This is a genomic window from Streptomyces sp. NPDC050508 (assembly GCF_040655155.1).
Taxonomy (GTDB): domain Bacteria; phylum Actinomycetota; class Actinomycetes; order Streptomycetales; family Streptomycetaceae; genus Streptomyces.
In genome coordinates this window covers 125,359-146,888 of the sequence record NZ_JBFAJJ010000012.1, presented here as the reverse complement: position 1 = coordinate 146,888, position 21,530 = coordinate 125,359, and the positions used below count along the sequence as shown (strand labels likewise).

18 protein-coding genes are annotated in these 21,530 nt (G+C 69.3%); 11 read left to right on the top strand and 7 right to left on the bottom strand.

Translation table 11 applies throughout. The annotated features are described in order from the left end of the window. Positions 1 to 69 precede the first annotated feature (69 nt). The 7 genes from gap to pgi all read left to right on the top strand — a co-directional run bounded on the left by gap (position 70) and on the right by pgi (position 7,191). Positions 70 to 1,080: a type I glyceraldehyde-3-phosphate dehydrogenase gene (gene gap / locus AB0I69_RS31145; RefSeq protein WP_363099061.1), complete on the top strand. Its 1,011-nt coding sequence runs from the start codon at positions 70 to 72 to the stop codon at positions 1,078 to 1,080. A gap of 126 nt (positions 1,081 to 1,206) precedes the next feature. Continuing rightward, positions 1,207 to 2,418, top strand: a complete 1,212-nt coding sequence (locus AB0I69_RS31140) for a phosphoglycerate kinase (protein WP_363099060.1) — start codon at positions 1,207 to 1,209, stop codon at positions 2,416 to 2,418. Positions 2,419 to 2,423: 5 nt separating this feature from the next. Next, positions 2,424 to 3,200 carry a triose-phosphate isomerase gene (gene tpiA, locus AB0I69_RS31135; protein ID WP_318015618.1) on the top strand — a complete coding sequence of 259 codons (777 nt, stop codon included), beginning with the start codon at positions 2,424 to 2,426 and terminating at the stop codon, positions 3,198 to 3,200. Positions 3,201 to 3,304: 104 nt separating this feature from the next. Continuing rightward, on the top strand, positions 3,305 to 3,538 hold the full coding sequence (gene secG, locus AB0I69_RS31130; RefSeq protein WP_363099059.1) for a preprotein translocase subunit SecG: 234 nt from the start codon (positions 3,305 to 3,307) through the stop codon (positions 3,536 to 3,538). Positions 3,539 to 3,746: 208 nt separating this feature from the next. Continuing rightward, positions 3,747 to 4,082 carry an RNA polymerase-binding protein RbpA gene (locus AB0I69_RS31125; protein WP_078623027.1) on the top strand — a complete coding sequence of 112 codons (336 nt, stop codon included), beginning with the start codon at positions 3,747 to 3,749 and terminating at the stop codon, positions 4,080 to 4,082. Between the two features lie 133 nt (positions 4,083 to 4,215). Next, positions 4,216 to 5,484 (top strand): MFS transporter, encoded by a 1,269-nt coding sequence (locus AB0I69_RS31120; protein WP_363099058.1) that lies wholly within the window; start codon positions 4,216 to 4,218, stop codon positions 5,482 to 5,484. A 54-nt stretch (positions 5,485 to 5,538) separates the two neighbouring features. Further along, the gene (gene pgi, locus AB0I69_RS31115) at positions 5,539 to 7,191 is read left to right on the top strand and encodes a glucose-6-phosphate isomerase (protein WP_363099057.1); all 1,653 of its coding nucleotides are present in this window, start codon (positions 5,539 to 5,541) and stop codon (positions 7,189 to 7,191) included. A 57-nt stretch (positions 7,192 to 7,248) separates the two neighbouring features. Here pgi and pgl read toward each other — a convergent pair whose 3' ends face one another. Genes pgl through tkt form a run of 5 tightly spaced genes read right to left on the bottom strand, consistent with a single transcriptional unit; the run spans position 7,249 to position 13,893 of the window. Continuing rightward, entirely contained in the window at positions 7,249 to 8,031 is a 783-nt protein-coding gene (gene pgl / locus AB0I69_RS31110; protein WP_363099056.1) for a 6-phosphogluconolactonase, read from the bottom strand. Beyond that, the gene (gene opcA / locus AB0I69_RS31105; RefSeq protein WP_363099055.1) at positions 8,028 to 9,128 is read right to left on the bottom strand and encodes a glucose-6-phosphate dehydrogenase assembly protein OpcA; all 1,101 of its coding nucleotides are present in this window, start codon (positions 9,126 to 9,128) and stop codon (positions 8,028 to 8,030) included. Before opcA ends, pgl begins: the two co-directional genes overlap by 4 nt. Continuing rightward, positions 9,125 to 10,648, bottom strand: coding sequence for a glucose-6-phosphate dehydrogenase (zwf, locus tag AB0I69_RS31100; protein ID WP_363099054.1), 1,524 nt, complete (start codon positions 10,646 to 10,648; stop codon positions 9,125 to 9,127). The genes opcA and zwf overlap by 4 nt, the downstream gene beginning before the upstream one ends. Positions 10,649 to 10,652: 4 nt before the next feature. Beyond that, positions 10,653 to 11,771 (bottom strand): transaldolase, encoded by a 1,119-nt coding sequence (tal, locus tag AB0I69_RS31095; protein WP_363099053.1) that lies wholly within the window; start codon positions 11,769 to 11,771, stop codon positions 10,653 to 10,655. Between the two features lie 34 nt (positions 11,772 to 11,805). Continuing rightward, complete coding sequence (tkt, locus tag AB0I69_RS31090) at positions 11,806 to 13,893, bottom strand: transketolase (RefSeq protein ID WP_363099052.1); 2,088 nt, start codon at positions 13,891 to 13,893, stop codon at positions 11,806 to 11,808. Positions 13,894 to 14,245: 352 nt separating this feature from the next. Between tkt and AB0I69_RS31085 the strand changes: the two genes are divergently transcribed. From AB0I69_RS31085 to AB0I69_RS31070, 4 genes are all read left to right on the top strand, one after another. Then, complete coding sequence (locus AB0I69_RS31085; protein ID WP_363099051.1) at positions 14,246 to 15,214, top strand: heme o synthase; 969 nt, start codon at positions 14,246 to 14,248, stop codon at positions 15,212 to 15,214. Positions 15,215 to 15,289: 75 nt separating this feature from the next. Continuing rightward, a complete protein-coding gene (locus tag AB0I69_RS31080; RefSeq protein WP_363099050.1) occupies positions 15,290 to 15,622 on the top strand; it encodes a hypothetical protein in 333 nt (110 codons plus the stop codon). Positions 15,623 to 15,723: 101 nt separating this feature from the next. Beyond that, the gene (locus tag AB0I69_RS31075; RefSeq protein WP_363099049.1) at positions 15,724 to 16,830 is read left to right on the top strand and encodes an amidohydrolase family protein; all 1,107 of its coding nucleotides are present in this window, start codon (positions 15,724 to 15,726) and stop codon (positions 16,828 to 16,830) included. Between the two features lie 18 nt (positions 16,831 to 16,848). Continuing rightward, positions 16,849 to 17,598, top strand: coding sequence for a nucleotidyltransferase (locus AB0I69_RS31070; RefSeq protein ID WP_363099048.1), 750 nt, complete (start codon positions 16,849 to 16,851; stop codon positions 17,596 to 17,598). 22 nt (positions 17,599 to 17,620) lie between these two features. On the opposite strand, the gene AB0I69_RS31065 is transcribed toward AB0I69_RS31070, so the two are convergent. Next, positions 17,621 to 18,631, bottom strand: a complete 1,011-nt coding sequence (locus AB0I69_RS31065) for a COX15/CtaA family protein (RefSeq protein WP_363099047.1) — start codon at positions 18,629 to 18,631, stop codon at positions 17,621 to 17,623. A gap of 70 nt (positions 18,632 to 18,701) precedes the next feature. Continuing rightward, a complete protein-coding gene (locus AB0I69_RS31060) occupies positions 18,702 to 21,332 on the bottom strand; it encodes a tetratricopeptide repeat protein (RefSeq protein ID WP_363099046.1) in 2,631 nt (876 codons plus the stop codon). Positions 21,333 to 21,530 lie beyond the last annotated feature (198 nt).

Sequence of the window (21,530 nt, the reverse complement as noted above, 5' to 3'; positions counted from 1 at the left end):
GTAGGCGGTCGGGGACATCCCATACAACTCGCCGGCACTGAGCCGGCGTACCAACGAGGAGATCGGTTCGTGACGATCCGCGTAGGCATCAACGGCTTTGGCCGCATCGGTCGTAACTACTTCCGCGCGCTGCTGAAGCAGGGTGCTGACATCGAGATCGTGGCTGTCAACGACCTGGGTGACACCGCGACCACCGCTCACCTGCTCAAGTACGACACCATCCTGGGCCGCCTGCAGGCCGAGGTGTCGCACACCGCCGACACGATCACCGTCGACGGGCACACGATCAAGGTCCTGTCCGAGCGCAACCCCTCCGACATCCCGTGGGGCGACCTCGGTGTCGACATCGTCATCGAGTCGACCGGCATCTTCACGAAGAAGGCCGACGCCGAGAAGCACATCGCCGGCGGCGCCAAGAAGGTCCTCATCTCGGCTCCGGCCAAGGACGAGGACATCACGATCGTGATGGGCGTCAACCAGGACAAGTACGACGCGGCCAACCACCACGTCATCTCGAACGCCTCCTGCACCACCAACTGTGTGGCGCCGATGGCCAAGGTTCTCGACGAGAACTTCGGCATCGTCAAGGGCCTGATGACGACGGTCCACGCGTACACGAACGACCAGCGCATCCTGGACTTCCCGCACTCGGACCTGCGCCGCGCGCGTGCCGCCGCCGAGAACATCATCCCGACCACGACCGGTGCCGCCAAGGCCACCGCCCTGGTCCTCCCGCAGCTCAAGGGCAAGCTGGACGGCATCGCGATGCGTGTCCCGGTCCCGACCGGTTCGGCCACGGACCTGGTCGTGACGCTGGCCCGCGAGACCACCAAGGACGAGGTCAACGCCGCGTTCAAGAAGGCCTCCGAGGACGGCGACCTCAAGGGTTACCTGTCCTACACCGAGGACCCGATCGTCTCCTCCGACATCGTCGGCGACCAGGCCTCCTGCACCTTCGACTCCCTCCTGACCATGGTTCAGGAAGGCAACACGGTGAAGATCCTCGGCTGGTACGACAACGAGTGGGGCTACTCCAACCGCCTCGTCGACCTCACGGTCTTCGTCGGCGGCCAGCTCTAACTCCCAGAGCAGGCAACTCGATGTGAGTCAGGGCTCGGGCAGCGCACGCCGCGCTGTCCGAGCCCTTGCTACGTAGTGATCGATCAGCCCTCTCGGATCTGAAGAGCCCTCCCTAGGAGTCCCTTTATGAAGACGATCGACGAACTTCTCGCCGAAGGCGTGGACGGCAAGCGGGTCTTCGTCCGCGCCGACCTCAACGTCCCGCTGGCCGACGGCCTCATCACCGACGACGGCCGGATCCGCGCCGTCCTGCCCACGATCAAGGCCCTCGTCGAAGCGGGCGCCAAGGTGATCGTGGCCTCGCACCTGGGCCGCCCCAAGGGCGCCCCGGACCCTGCCTTCTCCCTCCTCCAGCCCGCCGAGCGCCTCGCCGAACTCCTCGGCGCGCCGGTCGCGTTCGCCCAGGACACCGTCGGCCCCGCCGCCCACGACGCGGTGCGCGGCCTCGAACCCGGCCAGGTCGCGGTCATCGAGAACCTGCGCTTCAACCCGGGCGAGACCTCCAAGGACGACGTCGAGCGCGGCGAGTTCGCCGACCAGCTCGCCGCCCTCGCGGACATCTACGTGGGCGACGGTTTCGGTGCCGTGCACCGCAAGCACGCCTCCGTGTACGACCTGCCGGCCCGCCTGCCGCACTACGCCGGCTACCTCATCGCCACCGAGGTCGGCGTCCTGAAGAAGCTCACCGAGGACGTCAAGCGGCCCTACGTCGTCGCCCTCGGCGGCTCCAAGGTCTCCGACAAGCTCGCCGTGATCGACCAGCTGCTCGGCAAGGCCGACCGCATCCTCATCGGCGGCGGCATGGCCTTCACCTTCCTCAAGGCCAAGGGCTACGAGATCGGCGCCTCCCTGGTCCAGGACGACCAGCTGCCCGCCGTCACCGAGTACGTCGAGCGCGCCGAGAAGAACGGCGTCGAGCTGGTCGTCCCGGTCGACGTCGTGACCTCGGCCGGGTTCCCGGACCTGAAGACGAAGGCCCCGTCCAACCCCACCGTCGTCGCCGCGGACGCCATCCCCGCCGACCAGATGGGCCTCGACATCGGTCCCGAGACCGGTGCCCTGTACGCCTCGAAGCTCGCCGACGCGGCCACCATCTTCTGGAACGGTCCGATGGGCGTCTTCGAGCACCCCGACTACGCCGAGGGCACCAAAGCGGTCGCCCAGGCCCTTCTCGACTCCCCGGCCTTCACGGTCGTCGGCGGTGGCGACTCCGCCGCGGCCGTCCGCATCCTGGGCTTCGACGAGACCGCATTCGGCCACATCTCGACCGGCGGCGGCGCCTCCCTCGAATACCTAGAGGGCAAGACGCTCCCCGGCCTCGCCGCACTGGAGGACTGACCTTAATGAGCACGCGCACGCCGATCATGGCGGGCAACTGGAAGATGAACCTCAACCACCTTGAGGCCATCGCCCACGTCCAGAAGCTCGCCTTCGCCCTCGCGGACAAGGACTACGAGGCCGTCGAGGTCGCCGTCCTGCCGCCCTTCACCGACCTGCGCTCCGTGCAGACCCTGGTCGACGGCGACAAGCTCAAGATCAAGTACGGCGCCCAGGACATCTCGGCGCACGACTCCGGCGCCTACACCGGCGAGATCTCCGGTGCGATGCTGGCCAAGCTGAAGTGCACGTACGTGGCGATCGGCCACTCCGAGCGCCGCCAGTACCACGCGGAGACCGACGAGATCGTCAACGCCAAGGTCAAGGCCGCGTACAAGCACGGCCTGACCCCGATCCTGTGCGTCGGCGAGGAACTCGACATCCGCGAGGCGGGCAACCACGTCGCGCACACCCTCTCCCAGGTCGAGGGCGGCCTCAAGGACGTCCCGGCCGAGCAGGCCGAGTCCATCGTCATCGCCTACGAGCCCGTCTGGGCCATCGGCACCGGCAAGGTCTGCGGCGCCGGCGACGCCCAGGAGGTCTGCCAGGCCATCCGCGGCAAGCTCGCCGAGCTGTACTCGCAGGAGCTGGCCGACCAGGTCCGCATCCAGTACGGCGGCTCCGTGAAGTCCGGCAACGTCGCCGAGATCATGGCCCAGCCCGACGTCGACGGCGCCCTGGTCGGCGGTGCCTCGCTGGACGCGGACGAGTTCGTCAAGATCGCGCGCTTCCGCGACCAGTGAGGCCGTGAGTAGGCCGTAGCGGCGATCCGTCGTACCCTTGCGGGGACATGGCCCGACGGCCATGTCCCCGTCGTCCATCCGAATCCGAGGAAGTTGGTCCAGCCGTGGTTTTGGGGTTCTCGATCGCCCTGATCGTCTTCAGCCTGCTGCTGCTGCTGCTGGTGCTGATGCACAAGGGGAAGGGCGGCGGTCTCTCCGACATGTTCGGTGGCGGCATGTCGTCGTCCGTCGGTGGTTCTTCGGTGGCCGAGCGCAACCTCGACCGCATCACCGTGGGGCTCGCTCTGCTGTGGTTCACCTGCATCGTCGTGCTCGGCCTGCTGATGAAGACGAACTGACCGCACGTTCCACACGCACATTCTGTACGTAAGGCCCCATGTTCGGTACGCGCAGCTGAGCGCGGCCTATCATGGGGCTTGCGTCTAGGTGTAGGGGCTGTAACTCCAACCACTGGACGCGCGTTGGGCCTTACGTAGACTGAGGCGCTCGCAACGAAGCGAAAACGCCGACTCGCTTCGCGGCACCATCACGCAGGGAGTTACGACCGTGGCAAGTGGCAACGCGATCCGAGGAAGCCGGGTCGGGGCGGGGCCGATGGGTGAGGCCGAGCGCGGCGAGTCCGCGCCCCGGCTGCGCATCGTCTTCTGGTGCTCCAACGGACACGAGACGCAGCCCAGCTTCGCCAGCGACGCGCAGGTTCCCGAAACCTGGGACTGCCCCCGCTGTGGCTTCCCGGCCGGACAGGACCGGGACAATCCGCCGGCCCCGCCGCGCACCGAGCCCTACAAGACGCACCTCGCGTATGTACGGGAGCGGCGCAGCGACGCGGACGGCGAGGCGATCCTCGCCGAGGCACTCGCCAAACTGCGGGGAGAAATCTAGGAGTTGAACCGGCCGGACGCCCACAAGGTGTCTGGCCGGAGCTGTTTCGCAGGCCGGTGGCCGACCCGCCTCCGGACCGATTGTCAGTGGCGCCCTCTACGGTTTGTGAAGTGACGAATCGTGAGGGGGAGCGGTGACGACGGTCGAGGTGACGGGCACTCATGTGCCCGCGTGGCGCGGGGGGTTCGGGCGGCTGTGTGGTGCCGCCGTGATCTCGCGGTTCGGGGACGCGCTGCGTGGTGCGGCACTGCCGCTGCTCGCCGTCTCTCTGACGGACCGGCCCCTCCTCATCGCGTCCGTGACCGCCTGCGGCTATCTGCCCTGGATCGTCTTCGGACTGCTCGGCGGCGCGGTCGCGGACCGGGTGGACCAGCGGCGCGCGATGTGGACGGTGGACGCGGTCCGCGGGCTGCTCGTCGCCGCCTTCGCCGTGACCGTCGCGCTCGGCCACGCCTCGATCCTCCTGCTCATCGCGCTCGCCTTCGCGCTGACCACGCTCCAGACCCTCTTCGACAACGCCTCCACGGCCCTGCTGCCCGCCTTGGTGGACCGTGCGGCGCTCGGCAGCGCCAACGCCCGGCTGATGACCGGGCAGAAGATCGCGGGCGGCCTGATGGGAGCGCCCGTGGTGCCCCTCCTGATCGCCGCGGGGGCGGCGGTTCCCTTCGTGGCCGACGCGGGGACCTTCCTCCTGGCCGCCGCACTGGTCGCCTCGCTGCGGACCGGGGCACCCGACCGGGAGTCGAAACCGGTGGGCAGCACCCTGCGCGGAGAGATCGCGGACGGGCTGCGCACCCTGTGGCGCGACCGGCCTCTGCGCGGACTGTGCGTAGCGACAGCCCTGTGCAACGTCGGCATGGGCGCCCTGATCGCCACCCTGGTCATCCTGGTGACCGGCTGGCTGGACGCCGGAACAGCCGGATACGCGGCGGCGACCACCGCGTTCACCGTCGGCGGCCTGGCCGGGGGAGTGGTGAACCGACGCGTCACTGTCCTCCTCGGCCCGATGCGGAGCGTGCTGCTCGCGGGCCTGGTGCAGACCGGCGCTCTCGTCGTCATGGGCTCCGTGCGCAGCCTGATCGCGGTCGTGGCGGCACTCGGCGTCTTCGGCTTCATGAGCATGCTGTGGAACGTCAACACGACCACACTGATGCAGCAGCGCGCGCCCGCCGACATGCTGGGCCGGGTCAGCTCCGCCTTCCGCACCCTGGCCGTCGCCGTGGCCCCGCTGGGCGCCTTCCTCGGTGGCGCCGCCGCCACGGCCTGGGGCCTGAACACACCCGCCCTGCTCACCGCCGCCTTCTTCGTCCTGTCGGTCATCGCACTGATACCTGCGGTCAAGCCGGACGTACCTGTTGTTGCCCCGCAGGACAACGGGACGACCGCTCACGCCACGGGCTGATCAATTAGGTTGGAACCGGCCCCCAGGTCGGTAGGAAAGAAGGCTGAAGTCGCAATGAACGCAGACGGCCGTACCAGGCTCAACCAGACGCCCGAGTGGACCGCCTTGGCCAAGCATCGTGAGGAGCTCGGCGAGGTGCAGCTGCGGGAGCTGTTCGCCGCCGATCCCGGGCGCGGCACCGGCTACACGCTCAAGGTCGGTGACCTGCACCTCGACTACTCGAAGCACCTCGTCACCGACGAGACCCTGCGGCTCCTGCACGCGCTGGCCGCCGCCACGGATGTGTTCGGGCTGCGGGACGCGATGTTCCGCGGCGAGAAGATCAACGTCACCGAGGACCGCGCGGTCCTGCACACCGCGCTGCGCGCTCCGCGTGACGCGGTCATCGAGGTCGACGGCGAGAACGTCGTGCCGCAGGTCCACGCCGTGCTCGACAAGATGGCCGGCTTCGCCGACCGCGTCCGCTCCGGCGAGTGGACCGGGCACACCGGCAAGCGCATCAAGAACGTGGTCAACATCGGCATCGGCGGCTCCGATCTCGGTCCGGCGATGGCGTACGAGGTGCTGCGCGGCTTCACCGACCGCGGTCTGACGGTCCGGTTCGTGTCGAACGTGGACGGCGCCGACCTGCACGAGGCCACCCGTGACCTCGACCCGGCGGAGACGCTGTTCATCATCGCCTCCAAGACGTTCACCACGATTGAGACGATCACCAACGCGACCTCCGCCCGCGACTGGCTGCTGACCGAGCTGAAGGCCGGTCATGACGCCGTCGCCAAGCACTTCGTGGCGCTGTCCACGAACGCCGGGAAGGTCAGCGAGTTCGGCATCGACACGGCCAACATGTTCGAGTTCTGGGACTGGGTCGGCGGCCGTTACTCGTACGACTCGGCCATCGGGCTGTCGCTGATGATCGCCATCGGGCCGGACCGCTTCCGCGAGATGCTCGACGGCTTCCACCTCGTCGACGAGCACTTCCGTACCGCGCCCGCCGAGTCCAACGTGCCTTTGCTGCTTGGCCTGTTGGGTGTCTGGTACGGCAACTTCCATGACGCCCAGTCGCATGCCGTGCTGCCGTACAGCCACTACCTGTCCAAGTTCACCGCGTATCTGCAGCAGTTGGACATGGAGTCGAACGGCAAGTACGTGGGCCGGGACGGCCAGGAGGTCGACTGGCAGACGGGACCGGTGGTGTGGGGCACGCCCGGCACGAACGGGCAGCACGCCTACTATCAACTCATCCACCAGGGCACGAAGTTGATCCCGGCGGACTTCATCGGCTTCGCCGAGCCGGTGGCCGAGCTGAGTGACGGGCTCAAGGCGCAGCACGACCTGCTGATGGCCAACTTCTTCGCCCAGACACAGGCGTTGGCGTTCGGCAAGACGCCGGACGAGGTGCGAGCGGAGGGCGTGGCGGAGGAGCTGGTGCCGCACAAGACGTTCAAGGGCAACCACCCCACGACCACGATCCTGGCCCGCGAGCTGACTCCGTCGGTGCTCGGCCAGCTCATCGCGCTCTACGAGCACAAGGTGTTCGTGCAGGGCGCGGTCTGGAACATCGACTCCTTCGACCAGTGGGGCGTGGAGTTGGGCAAGGTCCTCGCCAAGCGCGTCGAACCCGCCCTGAGCGAGGGCGCCGACGTGCCCGGCCTGGACGCGTCGACGACGGCCCTGGTCGCCAAGTACCGCGAGCTGCGCGGGCGTTGACACACGGAAGAGCCCGCACGACCGGAGTCGTACGGGCTCTTCAGAAGGACGCCGGTGTCACGGAGAGGCAGGCGGATACAGCGAGCGCGGCAGCTGTGAGGCCGCCGCCGCGTCCAGCAGCCACAGGGTGCGGGAGCGGCCCTGGGCACCGGCGGCCGGTGCCTGGATCTCGCCCGCGCCCGACAGGGCGATAGCCGCGGCCTCCGCCTTGTCCTCGCCGGCCGCGAGCAGCCACACCTCACGGGCCGACCGGATCGCCGGGAGGGTCAGGGTGACCCGGGTCGGCGGCGGCTTGGGCGCGCCGTGCACGCCGACCACCGTGCGCTCGGTCTCCCGTACGGCGGGCAACTCCGGGAAGAGCGACGCCACATGGGTGTCCGGGCCGACGCCCAGCATCAGGACGTCGAAGGTCGGGACGGAACCATGGTTCTCGGGACCGGCGGACCGGGCGAGTTCCTCGGCGTAGCCTGCCGCCGCCGCTTCCACGTCGTTGCCGTAGAGGCCGTCCGACGCGGGCATGGCGTGCACGCGCTTCGGGTCCAGCGGCACCGCGTCGAGCAGTGCCGCACGGGCCTGGGTGACATTGCGCTCCGGGTCGCCCTCGGGCAGGAAGCGTTCGTCGCCCCACCACAGGTCGAGCCGGCCCCAGTCGATGGCGTCCCGGGCGGGCTGGCCCGCCAGAGCTGCCAGCAGACCGTTGCCGTTGCGACCGCCGGTGAGCACGATCGAGGCGTAGCCGCGCGAGGCCTGCGCGTCCACGATCTTCGTGATCAGCCGGGCCGCGGCGGCCTGGGCCATCAGTTCCTTGTCGCGGTGGACGACGAGTTGGGGAGTGCTCACTGCGGATCAGCCTTCTTGACCGGGGGCATCTTCGCGGGGGTGGGCCGGTCGGCGCCCCCGCTCTCCGAGGAGGCCGGCTGCACACCGGTCGCCGCCGGCTCGGTCACCGCACGCACCGGCAGCGCCGGCACCGGCTGAGCCGCCGCCTCGGCGCGCTCCGCGGCCGACTGGATGCCGCCCAGCCGGTCCACGCCGAACCGCAGCGCGGACGCGTAGGTGTCGTCCGGGTCGAGCCTGCGCAGCTCCTCCGCGAGCAGTTCGGACGTCTCGCGGCGCTTGAGCGCCACCGCGCGGTCCGGCTGGCCGGGCAGCGCCAGCGTGGCCATCGCCCCGTCGGAGCGGTGCAGCGTGATGGGGCCGCCGGTCGTCTCCAGGCGCACCTGGGTCAGACCGGGACCCGCGGAGACCGCCCGCCGGACGTGCACGTGGAGCCGGTCGGCGAGCCACATCGCGAGCAGTTCGACGCTCGGGTTGGACTCCTCGCCCGCCACCTCGACGGAGACGATCTCCGAGTCGACCTGGTCGAGCGCGGCGGCCAGCATCGAACGCCACGGCGTGATCCGGGCCCAGGCCAGGTCGGTGTCGCCCGGCTCGTAGCTCTCGGCGCGGGACCGCAGTTCGTCGACGGGCTTCTCCGCCGCGTAGCTGTCGGTGACCCGGCGCTGGCTCAGGGCGCCCAGCGGGTCGGCCGCCGGGTCGCTCGGCGCGTCCACCGACCACCAGACCACCACCGGCGCGTCCGGCAGCAGCAGCGGCAGCACCACGGACTGGGCGTGGTCGGAGACCTCGCCGTAGAGCCGCAGGACGACCGTCTCGCCGCTGCCCGCGTCCGTGCCCACCCGTACCTCGGCGTCGAGGCGGGACTGGGTGCGGTCCCGGGGTGAGCGCGAGACGCGCTTGATGACGACGAGTGTGCGCGAGGGGTGCTCGCGCGACGCGTCGTTGGCGGCCTTCAGGGCGTCGTAGGCGTTCTCCTCGTCCGTGACGACGACGAGGGTGAGCACCATGCCGACGGCCGGGGTGCCGATGGCGCGGCGGGCTTTCACCAGCCCCTTGTTGATCTTGCTGGCTGTGGTGTCGGTGAGGTCTATCTTCATGGCCGGCGCCAGCTCCGTCCCTCTCGTGCGAGCATTTCGTCCGCCTCGACCGGACCCCACGTGCCGGACTGGTACTGCGCGGGCTTGCCGTGCTTGTCCCAGTACCGCTCGATCGGGTCGAGGATCTTCCAGGACAGCTCGACCTCCTCGGTGCGCGGGAAGAGGTTCGAGTCGCCCAGGAGGACGTCCAGGATGAGCCGCTCGTACGCCTCGGGGCTCGACTCCGTGAACGACTCGCCGTAGGCGAAGTCCATGGAGACGTCCCGGATCTCCATCGAGGTGCCGGGCACCTTGGAGCCGAAGCGGACCGTGACGCCCTCGTCGGGCTGGACGCGGAAGACGATCGCGTTCTGGCCCAGCTCCTCCGTCGCCGTCTGGTCGAAGGGGGAGTGCGGGGCGCGCTGGAAGACCACCGCGATCTCGGTGACGCGACGGCCAAGGCGCTTGCCGGTGCGCAGGTAGAAGGGGACGCCCGCCCAGCGGCGGTTGTCGACCTCGACCTTGATCGCGGCGTAGGTGTCGGTCTTCGACTGCGGGTCGATGCCGTCTTCCTGGAGGTAGCCGACGGCCTTCTCGCCGCCCTGCCAGCCCTCCGCGTACTGCCCGCGGACCGTGTTCTTGCCCAGGTCCTTCGGCAGCCGCACCGCGCCGAGCACCTTCTCCTTCTCGGCGGCCAGCGCGTCGGCGGAGAAGGAGGAGGGCTCCTCCATCGCGGTCAGCGCCATCAGCTGGAGCAGGTGGTTCTGGATGACGTCACGGGCGGCGCCGATGCCGTCGTAGTAGCCGGCCCGGCCGCCGATGCCGATGTCCTCGGCCATGGTGATCTGCACGTGGTCCACGAAGGACCGGTTCCAGATCGGCTCGAACATCGTGTTGGCGAAGCGGAGCGCCAGGATGTTCTGGACGGTCTCCTTGCCGAGGTAGTGGTCGATGCGGAAGACCTGGTCCGCGGCGAAGACCTCGTGCACGACCTTGTTGAGGTCCTCGGCCGACTTGAGGTCGTGCCCGAAGGGCTTCTCGATGACCGCGCGACGCCACGAACCCCCCTCCTGGTCGGCAAGACCGTGCTTCTTCAGCTGCTGGATGACGACCGGGAAGGAACGCGGCGGCACCGACAGGTAGAAGGCGAAGTTGCCGCCCGTGCCCTGCGCCTTGTCCAGTTCGTCGATCGTGTCGCGCAGCCGCTCGAACGCGTCGTCGTCGTCGAAGGTGCCCTGGACGAAGCGCATCCCCTGGACGAGCTGCTGCCAGACCTCCTCACGGAACGGCGTACGGGAGTGTTCCTTGACCGCGTCATGGACCTCCTGCGCGAAGTCCTCGTGGGCCCACTCGCGCCGGGCGAAGCCGACGAGCGAGAAACCCGGCGGCAGCAGACCCCGGTTCGCGAGGTCGTACACGGCGGGCATCAGCTTTTTGCGTGACAAATCGCCTGTTACGCCGAAGATGACCAGGCCCGACGGCCCCGCGATACGCGGGAGCCGTCGGTCGGCGGGGTCACGCAGCGGGTTGCTGCTCGACAAGGTTTCAGCCCTCCGAGGGGGCGAGGCGCGAAAGCTCCGCCTCGGTCGACTTGAGCAGGTCGGTCCAGGCCGCCTCGAACTTCTCGACGCCCTCGTCCTCCAGCAGCTGGACCACATCGTCGTACGAGATCCCGAGCGCCTCGACCGCGGCGATCTCGGCACGGGACTGCTCGTAGGTACCGGAGATGGTGTTGCCGGTGATCCGGCCGTGGTCGTCGGTGGCCTCAAGGGTGGCCTCCGGCATGGTGTTCACCGTGTTCGGCGCCACCAGGTCGTCCACGTACAGCGTGTCCTTGTACGCCTTGTCCTTGACGCCGGTCGAGGCCCACAGCGGACGCTGCTTGTTGGCCTGCGCCTTGTCGAGGGCGGCCCAGCGCGAGGAGGAGAAGACCTCTTCGTACGCCTCGTAGGCGAGCCGCGCGTTGGCGAGGCCGGCCTTGCCGCGGGCGGCCTTGGCCGCGTCGGTGCCCAGCGCGTCGATCCGCTTGTCGATCTCGGTGTCCACGCGGGACACGAAGAAGGACGCCACGGAGTGGATCTTCGCCAGGTCCAGGCCGCGCTCCTTGGCCTTCTCCAGGCCGGCGATGAACGCGTCCATGACCTCGCGGTAGCGCGCCAGCGAGAAGATCAGCGTGACGTTGACGCTGATGCCGAGGCCGATGACCTCGGTGATCGCCGGGAGACCCGCCCTGGTGGCCGGGATCTTGATCAGGGTGTTGGGCCGGTCCACCAGCCAGGCCAGCTGCTTGGCCTCGGCGATGGTCGCCGCCGTGTTGTGCGCCAGCCGCGGGTCGACCTCGATGGAGACCCGGCCGTCCTGGCCGCCGCTCGTGTCGTAGACCGGACGCAGGATGTCGGCGGCGTCACGGACGTCCGCCGTCGTGATCATGCGGAGGGCTTCCTCGACGGTCACCTTGCGGGCGGCGAGGTCGGTGAGCTGCTGCTCGTAACCGTCGCCCGACGAGATGGCCTTCTGGAAGATCGACGGGTTGGTGGTGACGCCCACGACGTGCTGCTGGTCGATCAGTTCGGCGAGGTTGCCGGACGTGATCCGCTTGCGCGACAGGTCGTCCAGCCAGATCGCGACGCCTTCCTCGGAGAGGCGCTTGAGTGCGTCTGTCATGGAAAATGCATCTCCTACGTGTCGTTTGTCAGCGTCAGCTCTGGGCGGCGGCGATGGATTCCCGGGCCTTGGCAGCCACGTTCTCGGCAGTGAAGCCGAACTCCTGGAAGAGCACCTTGCCGTCGGCGGAAGCCCCGAAGTGCTCCAGGGAAACGATGCGACCGGCGTCCCCGACGAACCGGTACCAGGTCAGACCGATCCCGGCCTCGACCGCGACCCGCGCCTTGACCGACGGCGGCAGCACGCTGTCCCGGTACTCCTTGTCCTGCGCGTCGAACCACTCCACGCACGGCATCGACACGACCCGCGTCGGCACACCGTCGGCTTCGAGCTGCTCGCGGGCCTCGACGGCCAGGTGCACCTCGGAACCGGTACCGATGAGGATCACCTCGGGCGTGCCCGTGGACGCCTCGAACAGGACGTAACCGCCCTTGGTGGTGCCCTCGTTGGCCTCGTACGTCGGCACGCCCTGACGGGTCAGCGCGAAACCGTGCGGGGCACCCTCGCCGTACACCTTGGTGTAGCGGCGCAGGACCTCGCGCCAGGCGATGGCCGTCTCGTTGGCGTCGGCCGGGCGGATCACGTTCAGGCCCGGGATGGCGCGCAGCGAGGCCAGGTGCTCGACCGGCTGGTGCGTCGGGCCGTCCTCGCCGAGGCCGATGGAGTCGTGCGTCCACACGTACGTCACCGGCACGTGCATGAGCGCCGACAGCCGGACGGCGTTGCGCATGTAGTCGGAGAAGACGAGGAACGTACCGCCGTAGACACGGGTGTTGCCGTGCAGCGTGATGCCGTTCATCTCCGCGGCCATGGAGTGCTCGCGGATACCGAAGTGGATGGTGCGGCCGTACGGGTTCGCCTCCGGCAGCGGGTTGTCCGCCGGCAGGAACGACGACGTCTTGTCGATCGTCGTGTTGTTCGAGCCCGCGAGGTCGGCCGAGCCGCCCCACAGCTCCGGGATGACCGCGCCGAGCGCCTGGAGCACCTTGCCGGACGCGGCACGGGTGGCGACACCCTTGCCCGCCTCGAACACCGGGAGCTTGTCCTCCCAGCCGGCCGGCAGCTCGCCCGCGGCGATGCGGTCGTACTCGGCGGCGCGCTCCGGGTTGTTGCTGCGCCACTGCTGGTACGACGGGTCCCACGCGGCCTTCGCCTCGCGGCCCCGGTCCAGCGCCTGGCGGGTGTGCTTGAGGACGTCGTCGGAGACGTCGAAGGACTTCTCCGGGTCGAAGCCGAGAACGCGCTTGGTGGCCGCGACCTCGTCGGCGCCGAGCGCCGAGCCGTGCGCGGCCTCGGTGTTCTGCGCGTGCGGCGCGGGCCAGGCGATGATCGAGCGCATCGCGATGAACGACGGCTTGTTCGTCACCTTCTTCGCGGCCTCGACGGCGTTGTAGATGGCGTGCGGGTCGAGGTCGCCGTCCGGCTTCGGGGCGACGCGCTGGACGTGCCAGCCGTAGGCCTCGTAGCGCTTGACGGTGTCCTCGGAGACGGCGGTCTCGGTGTCGCCCTCAATGGAGATGTGGTTGTCGTCCCACAGGAGGATGAGGTTGCCGAGCTCCTGGTGGCCGGCGAGCGAGGACGCCTCACCGGAGATGCCCTCCTGGAGGCAGCCGTCACCGGCGATGGCGAAGATGAAGTGGTCGAAGGGGGACTCGCCCTGCGGAGCGTCCGGGTCGAACAGACCGCGCTCGTAGCGGGCGGCCATGGCCATGCCCACGGCGTTGGCGACACCCTGGCCCAGCGGGCCGGTCGTCGTCTCCACGCCGGTGGTGTGGCCGTACTCGGGGTGCCCCGGAGTCTTGGAGCCCCACGTACGGAACGCTTCGAGGTCGGCCAGCTCCAGGCCGAAACCGGCCAGGTAGAGCTGCGTGTAGAGGGTCAGGGACGAGTGACCGGCGGACAGCACGAACCGGTCGCGTCCGACCCAGTCGGCGTCGGCGGGGTCGTGGCGCATCACCTTCTGGAAGAGGGTGTACGCGGCCGGGGCCAGGCTCATCGCCGTACCGGGATGGCCGTTGCCGACCTTCTGTACGGCATCGGCTGCCAGGACGCGCGCGGTGTCCACCGCGCGCTGGTCCAACTCGGTCCAGTCGAGGTCTGTTGTGGTCGGCTTGGTGCTCACCCTGGGTCAGGGCTCCTCTCCACATGTCACGCATGTCGAATACCGGTGCACTTGGCGCCCACCGGCCGTTGTCGAGCCTACCCCCGTAAGAACGCGCATTTTTTCGAGTCATTCCAGACTGCCGGGACTCGCGCGGATCCGCCTCCCGACCGGTCCGTTACTGGTCCGTTTCGCATTCGGCAACTGAATACGGAGGTGCTCGTTCGAGTGCTCAACAGAGAGGTGATCAGCTCTTCCGGGGGCGGTGCCCAACACGACCCCACCCCCGCGAATGTCCGGGTCTGGGCAACGTCTACAGTGGCGTGGTACGCGCGAGCCTTTACGGGGAGTTCACACCCGGAGGCTTGCTGGGATGTCTCTGTCAGGGGTGTGCGTGACGGCCGTTGAATCCCGTCCAGCGGGGATTGTCGGGGCGAGCCAGAGCCCGAGTCGGCGGCCGATCAGGGCCCGGGTCATGGCGTTCGTGGCGCTGACCAAGCCGCGGATCATCGAGCTGCTGCTGATCACCACCGTCCCGGTGATGTTCCTGGCCCAGCAGGGTGTGCCGGACCTCAAGCTGGTCCTCCTCACCTGTGTCGGCGGCTACCTCTCCGCGGGTGGCGCCAACGCCCTCAACATGTACATCGACCGCGACATCGACGCGCTCATGGACCGCACCTCGCAGCGCCCCCTGGTCACCGGCATGGTCAGCCCCCGCGAGTGCCTCGCCTTCGGCATCACGCTCGCCGTCGTCTCGACCCTGATGTTCGGCCTGACCGTCAACTGGCTGTCGGCCTGGCTCGCGCTCGGAGCGCTCCTCTTCTACGTCGTCGTCTACACGATGATCCTCAAACGCCGTACCTCGCAGAACATCGTGTGGGGCGGCATCGCCGGCTGCCTCCCGGTGCTCATCGGCTGGTCCGCGGTCAAGGACTCCATGTCCTGGGCCCCGATCATTCTCTTCCTCGTCATGTTCTTCTGGACGCCGCCGCACTACTGGCCGCTGTCCATGAAGGTCAAGGACGATTACGCGCGCGTGGGCGTTCCGATGCTCCCGGTCGTCGCCTCCAACAAGGTCGTCGCCCGGCAGATCGTGATCTACAGCTGGGTCATGGTCGCGGTCTCGCTGCTGCTGACGCCCCTCGGTTACACGGGCTGGTTCTACACCCTGGTCGCGCTGCTGGCCGGCGGCTTCTGGCTCTGGGAGGCGCACGGGCTGCAGAACCGCGCCAAGGCCGAGGTGACGGGCGGCAAGCTCAAGGAGATGCGGCTGTTCCACTGGTCGATCACCTATGTGTCGCTCCTGTTCGTGGCGATCGCGGTGGACCCCTTCCTGAGGTAGTGCGTCTCCTCCTGAGGCAGGAGTCACTCCCCCCGCCCGTCGCCGTTCGATCTACCCGTCGGTAGCATCCTGGCCATGGCAGACACGCAGCAGGTTGACGCGAAGGCCGAGCGCCAGGTGGCCCGCCTCGCCAAGCAGATCGGCACCTTCTCCAAGGCGCACGGCGGGGCCGAGGGCCAGGTCGCGTACATCGGGGAGCGCGGCGCCCGCATCGTCCTCGTCGGCGAGGACGGCGGCTGGGGCGACCTGGTGGCCACGTCGTACGAGATCGCCCAGCAGGCCGTGGAGAAGTCCGGGATCACGGTCCACGAGGACTTCGACGGCGAGTTCGCGGCCAAGGTGACGACGGGCCCGTACGAGTGGAGCCGCATGGCGGGCATCCAGGTCGGCGGCCCGAGCAACGGCTGACGAGGGGCGCCCCCTCACACGGGGTGTGTACGAGCAACACCTCACACCCGGTTCACCCGTTAGGACCTGAGGAGCGCAAGGTCCAGCCATGGGGAGCCCGGATGATCGAAACGCCGTCCCTCGTGGACCAGTACTGCCACGGCGTACTGAGAACGGAGCTGGGCCTCGGCACCTTCGAGGCCCAACTCGCCCGCACCGAGGGCCCACCCGCAGCCGGCACCACCCTCTTCGACACCCAGACGGGATTCGCCGTACGACGATGGTGCCCACCCCTGCTCGGTCTGGAGCCGCACTGTCCGCCCGCCCGTTATCTCGCCCGGCGCCGTGAACTCGGCGTACTGGAAGCGGGCCGCCGGCTGCTGCGCGGCAGTGGCATCACGACGTATCTGATCGACACGGGCCTGCCCGGCGACCTCACCGGACCCGCGGAGATGGCGACGGCCGGGCAGGCGGACGCGCGGGAGATCGTCCGCCTCGAACTCCTCGCCGAACAGGTCGCCGACACCTCCGGCACCGTCGAGTCCTTCCTCGCCAACCTCGCCGAGTCGGTGCACGGCGCCGCCGCGAGCGCGGTCGCCTTCACCTCGGTGGCGGGCGTACGGCACGGTCTCGCACTCGCGCCCGAACCGCCCGGACCCGGCGAGGTGCGGGGCGCGGCGGGCCGCTGGCTGGCCGGGCGGCGCGTCGGCGGACCGCTCAGCGATCCCGTGCTCCTACGACACCTGCTGTGGAACGCCGTGGCGTCCGGACTGCCGCTCCAACTGCACGCCGGACTGGGCGAACCGGGCCTGCGCATCGACCGCACCGACCCCGTCCTGCTCACCGACTTCGTGCGCGCGACGGCCGGGCTCGGCACGGACCTGGTGCTGCTGCACAGCTACCCGTACCACCGGCACGCGGCCCACCTCGCCGGCGTCTTCCCGCACGTCTACGCCGACTCCGGCGCCGCCCTCGTCCGCACCGGCGCCCGCGCCGCGACCGTACTCGCCGAGATCCTGGAGCTGGCCCCCTTCGGCAAGATCCTCTTCTCCAGCGGGGCGCACGGACTGCCCGAACTGCACGTCGTGGGGGCGCGGTTGTTCCGCGAGGCGCTGGGCAGGGTGCTCGGTACCTGGGTCGCCGAAGGGGCATGGTCGCCGGCGGACGCCCAACGGGTGGCGGGACTGATCGCGGTCGGCAACGCAAAGAGGGTGTACGGGCTGGAGTGAGCTGTACAGACTGGGCCCATGTCGACCGACGCGTTGCTCGCCCGCTTCCTGAACGAACTGGCCCCCCTGGAGCCCATCGCCGTGTGGGCTCACGGTTCGCTCGGCGGGGGCGACTACCAGGAGGGCCGTAGCGACCTGGACCTGATAGCCATCCTCGACCATCCCCTCAAGCCGAGCACCGCCCGACAGCTCGTCGCCCTGCACCGGGGGTTGCGCACCGACCCCCTCGCCGTCCGGCTGCACTGCAGCTACCTCGCCCCGGGCACCCAGGACGCCCCGAACCAGCGCCACCTCACCTGGGCGCACGACCACGTCACCCGTCGGCCCGTCACGCCTGTCACCCGGCGTGAACTGCACCAATTCGGGCGGGTGTTGCACGGCGGATCACCGAAGGACCTGCTGCCGGTCGTGACGGACCAGGAGCTGGCCGAGTTCGTCGTACGGGACCAGCGGGAGTTCTGGCGGCCGGCCGTGGACAAGCCGCAGATCTGGCTTGAGAACGGCTGGGTCGATGTGGGCCTGACCACCTTCGCCCGCGCGACGGTCACCCGACGGGACGGCCGCCTGATCACCAAGCGCGAGGCACTCGACCTGCTGCCCGCGCTCGGCGCTCCGGTGGAGGTCGTGGAGGACGTCGTACGGCGGCGTTACGACGATCCGGTACCGTCCGCAGCCTCCGTAGAGGGCGATTGGCTCCGCCGCCGGGCCGAGCTGACCCGGGCCTATCTGGGCCCGGCGATCGACGACCTGGTGACGCGCTACGGGTGAGCCGTTTATTACGGGTGACGCTTCACGCGCGCGTGGGGAGTGACTGTTCCACCGACGGGCCCGGCAGGTCGGCCACGACCTCCGGTCGTTCCCGCAGCGCGAGCAGCACTCGCAGCACGCCGATCCACACCAGGCAGGAGCCCAGCATGTGGAGGGCGACCAGGGCCTCGGGGAGGTTCGTGAAGTACTGGACGTAACCGATGACGCCCTGGGAGAGCAGGATCAGGAACAGGTCCCGGGTGCGGTGCAGGGGGCCCTTGGGGGCGTCGACCGCCTTGAGGACGAACCACAGGGCGAAGGTCAGCGTGACCACGATCCAGGCGAGCACCGCGTGCAGCTTGGCGACCGTCTCCCAGTCGATCGGGATGCGGTCGACCTCCTTGGAGTCGCCCGCGTGCGGGCCCGCGCCGGTGACCACCGTGCCGACCGCGATCAGCAGCACGGAGGCGGTGACCAGGAACCACACCAGCTGCTGCACGGCCTTGCCGACCAGCGGCTTGGGCTCCGCGTCGCCCTCCCGGCTGCGCTGCCACATCAGCGTGGCGACCGCGATCAGCGCCGAGGAGAGCAGGAAGTGTGCCGCGACCGTGTACGGGTTGAGGCCGACGAGCACCACGATGCCGCCGAGGATCGCGTTGCTCATCACGATCCAGAACTGCGCCCAGCCCAGCCGGGTGAGCGTGCGGCGGTACGGCTTCTCCGAGCGTGCCGCGATGATCGCCCAGCCGACGGCGGCGCACAGCACGTACGTCAGCATCCGGTTGCCGAACTCGATGGCACCGTGGAAGCCCATCGCGCTGGTCGTGGTGAGCGAGTCGTCCGTGCACTTGGGCCAGGTCGGGCAGCCGAGCCCGGAACCCGTCAGCCGCACGGCACCGCCGGTGACCACGATGACCACCGACATGACGAGCGCGGCGAGGGCCGCGCGCTGCACCGTCCGGGGATCCGGGGTCCAGCGAGCGGCGATGAAGGCGAGGGGGTTGCGCGCGGCGGCTACGACGTCGGCGGGGGTCACGTTGGGCACGGGGACCATCGTAGGGGGGTGCTTGTGCATGAATTCACGTGGGCGGTGCTTTGCCGGGTGGATCATGCGGAGGTGCTGGTCACAGCGACTGCCGGATGCGCTTCGCCTCCGCCCTGAGCAGACCGGCCTCCCGGGGGTCGCCCCGGTCCGCGACGCAGTCGGCCAGGTGCTCGTACACCGCCATCAGCACGGGGTGGTCGCCGCCGAGCGCGGTTCGGAAGATCTCACCCGCGTCCCGCAGCACGCGCTCCGCACCCTGGTCGTCGCCCTCGGCGCGCAGCACGGGTCCGAGCCGGGTGAGCGACTTGGCACGGTAGTAGTGCTGATTGCCGTAGGCACGCCGGTAGATCTTCTCTGCCTGCTCCAGGATCCGCTTCGCCTCGGCCGTCCGGCCCTGAGCGAGCCGCAGTGAGCCCAGTTTGTTGAGGCAGGACGCGTACTTGTGTTCCTCGGCCTCACTGCGCTTGCTGTGGAGTTCCACCACCGGGCCGAGGAGCGCGTCGGCCCGCCCCAGCGCCGCACGGGCCTGGCGCGCCAGGTCGAGGCGGCGCAGCGGCTGCACGGTACGGCGGGCATCCTCCCGGTGCTGTTCGCCCCGTCGCCGCAGCACGTCCGCCAGGAACTTGGCGACCTGCGCCGTCTCGAAGTCCTCCCCTCCCCGGTGGACCTTGCACGTCTCCAGGGCCGAGTTCAGCCTCTCCTCGGCGAGTTCCAGTTGCCCGCGGTCCTGGGCGACGATGCCTAGGTCGCGCTGGAGCATGGCACGGAAGACCGTGTACTCCGGCGGCTCCTGACTGCCCCGGCTGGGTATCCGTTCCTCGGCGCGCTCGTAGTGGACGGCGGCCTGGGCAAGTTGGCCCGCGTTGCGGTGGATCAGGCCGATCTCCTGTTCGGCGACGGCCCAGTCGAGACTCTCCTCCCGCCAGGTCTGCCCCTCGTAGATCTTCACCGCCGTCTGCACGGCCTCCAGCGCCTCCGGGAAGCGGTTGCGCTCGCGCATGATGCCGCCCAACTGCCGCTGGCACTGCGCCCGTAGCCGAAGGAACGCCTCCCCTTCGTGGTCCGCGCACAGGTCGAGGGCCAGGCGGCACTCCTGTTCGGCTTCGTCGAGTGCGGCGAGCAGGTAGTGCTGGCGGGCCATCGCGTAGCGGGCGGTGGCGCGGGCGAGTTCGTCGTCGTCCCCTATCTCGCGGAGTTCGGCCTCCTGCTCGAAGAAGTCCAGCGCTCGTACCCAGTCGCAGCGGTGTTCCTGGTACATGCCGACGCGGTGCAGCAGCCGGGCCAACGCCTCCGGGTCCTGCGAGGCGCCGTATCCGCCGTCCGCGTCGTCGCCCCAGGCCAGCTTGTCGATGACGGCCTCGACGTGCGGCATCAGGCGCTCGCACACCGGCCACGACGCCAGCAGGTCCGGTGTCGTGGGGAAGCAGGCCTCCATGAGCCGTACCGCCGCCTGGGACCACTCCAGCCGCTCGGCCTCGCTCAGCTCGTCATGGATCAGTATCTGGACCCGAGGATGCATGCCGTACGCGGCCGATCCGTCGCGCCAGTCGCCGCTGCGGGTCACCAGGGAGTGGTCCACCAGCAGCATCACCTCGCGGTTGAAGGTGACCGGGTCGGTCATGATGGCGCACAGCCGGCCCGGGAGCACCGACCGGTTCTGGGTCAGCGTCGTCTTCTGTACGTCCTCCGACGCCAGGAACGCGAACAGCTGCAACAGGTCCACGGCGGCCGGCGAGGCGTCCGAGACCCTGCTGATGGACAGCCGGAAGGTGTCCTCGACGGAGGCCCCGCCCGGCAGGTCGCGCAGGTACTCGGCCACGGTGATCTCGGCCTGCATGATGTAGGCGGCGGCCTGTTCGAGGGCCAGCGGCAGCCAGCCGAGCTGGCGGCCCAGCGAGGCCATGGCCCGATGGTCCGCGTCGGTGACGTGGTCGCGTGCGATACCGAAGCGGCGGCGCAGGAACTCGATGCCCTCGTGCTCGGGGAACGCCCGCAGTTCGATCGGGTCGGCGCGCAGGCCGGTCCACCCGTCGTGCTGCTGGGTGGTGATCAGCACCTCGCCGTCGCCCTCGGGCGGCAGCAGGGGGCGCAGGGAATCGTCGTACGCCGGCCATCCGTCGTACACGAGGAGCCATCCCTGCTGGTCGCGAAGCCGGGACCACAGGTTCATCAGGACGACGTTCTTGCTCTCCTGCTCGGGGATGCCCACGTACTCGGCGAGCTCCAGCAGTTCGGTGCGCAGCGCGTCGGGCCGGGAGGCGTGGAGCCACCACGTGAGGCTGTGCCGGTGGAGGTGCTGGAGGGCGTAGGCCACGGTCAGCTGCGACTTGCCGGCGCCGGTCGCTCCGTACAGGACACAGACGCGCGGGAGAGACCTCTTGTTCTTCTCGCGGCGTTCGACGTCCGGGCGGCGCAGCACGCTCACGATCCGCTCGCTCTCCGCCGCGCGGCCTGTGAAGTACATGCTGAGCATGGGGAGGTTGTTCGGCGGGCCCTGCAAGGGGCTGGGCGATTTCGGACGGGGGTTCTCGGCAGGCTTTCGCGCCACCTGCGCGGCGACGGCAGCGGTCAGACCCACGACGACCGCGGCTCCTGCGGCCAGCCACCACAGCAGTGCCTTGCCCGACTCGGCGGCTTTGGCCGCCACGGTGAGGAAGGCGGCTGCTCCGGCCCCCGTACCAGCGGATAAATTGATCACCCACGAACGCATGTGACCCCCCGAAATCGCTCCGCTACACACCACGAGCATCCCTCTCGTGTTTGCGGGCGAATGTCATCTAATCTTCAGTTTTCCCCGGTGCTCGCGCTTACAACCAACGAGAACCTGGTTCGTTCAAGAGACAAGCCGCGCGTCGTATGGATACGATTCCCGCTCGCGGAAGTTGTTCTACCGTTTACCGGGTCTGGC

Coding starts and splice junctions, on each gene's coding strand:
- AB0I69_RS31140 (WP_363099060.1), top strand. CDS start 1,207: ATGAAGACGATCGACGAACTTCTCGCCGAAGGCGTGGACGGCAAGCGG.
- tpiA (WP_318015618.1), top strand. CDS start 2,424: ATGAGCACGCGCACGCCGATCATGGCGGGCAACTGGAAGATGAACCTC.
- pgi (WP_363099057.1), top strand. CDS start 5,539: ATGAACGCAGACGGCCGTACCAGGCTCAACCAGACGCCCGAGTGGACC.
- opcA (WP_363099055.1), bottom strand. CDS start 9,128: ATGAAGATAGACCTCACCGACACCACAGCCAGCAAGATCAACAAGGGG.
- tal (WP_363099053.1), bottom strand. CDS start 11,771: ATGACAGACGCACTCAAGCGCCTCTCCGAGGAAGGCGTCGCGATCTGG.
- AB0I69_RS31085 (WP_363099051.1), top strand. CDS start 14,246: ATGTCTCTGTCAGGGGTGTGCGTGACGGCCGTTGAATCCCGTCCAGCG.
- AB0I69_RS31080 (WP_363099050.1), top strand. CDS start 15,290: ATGGCAGACACGCAGCAGGTTGACGCGAAGGCCGAGCGCCAGGTGGCC.
- AB0I69_RS31075 (WP_363099049.1), top strand. CDS start 15,724: ATGATCGAAACGCCGTCCCTCGTGGACCAGTACTGCCACGGCGTACTG.
- AB0I69_RS31070 (WP_363099048.1), top strand. CDS start 16,849: ATGTCGACCGACGCGTTGCTCGCCCGCTTCCTGAACGAACTGGCCCCC.
- AB0I69_RS31065 (WP_363099047.1), bottom strand. CDS start 18,631: ATGGTCCCCGTGCCCAACGTGACCCCCGCCGACGTCGTAGCCGCCGCG.
- AB0I69_RS31060 (WP_363099046.1), bottom strand. CDS start 21,332: ATGCGTTCGTGGGTGATCAATTTATCCGCTGGTACGGGGGCCGGAGCA.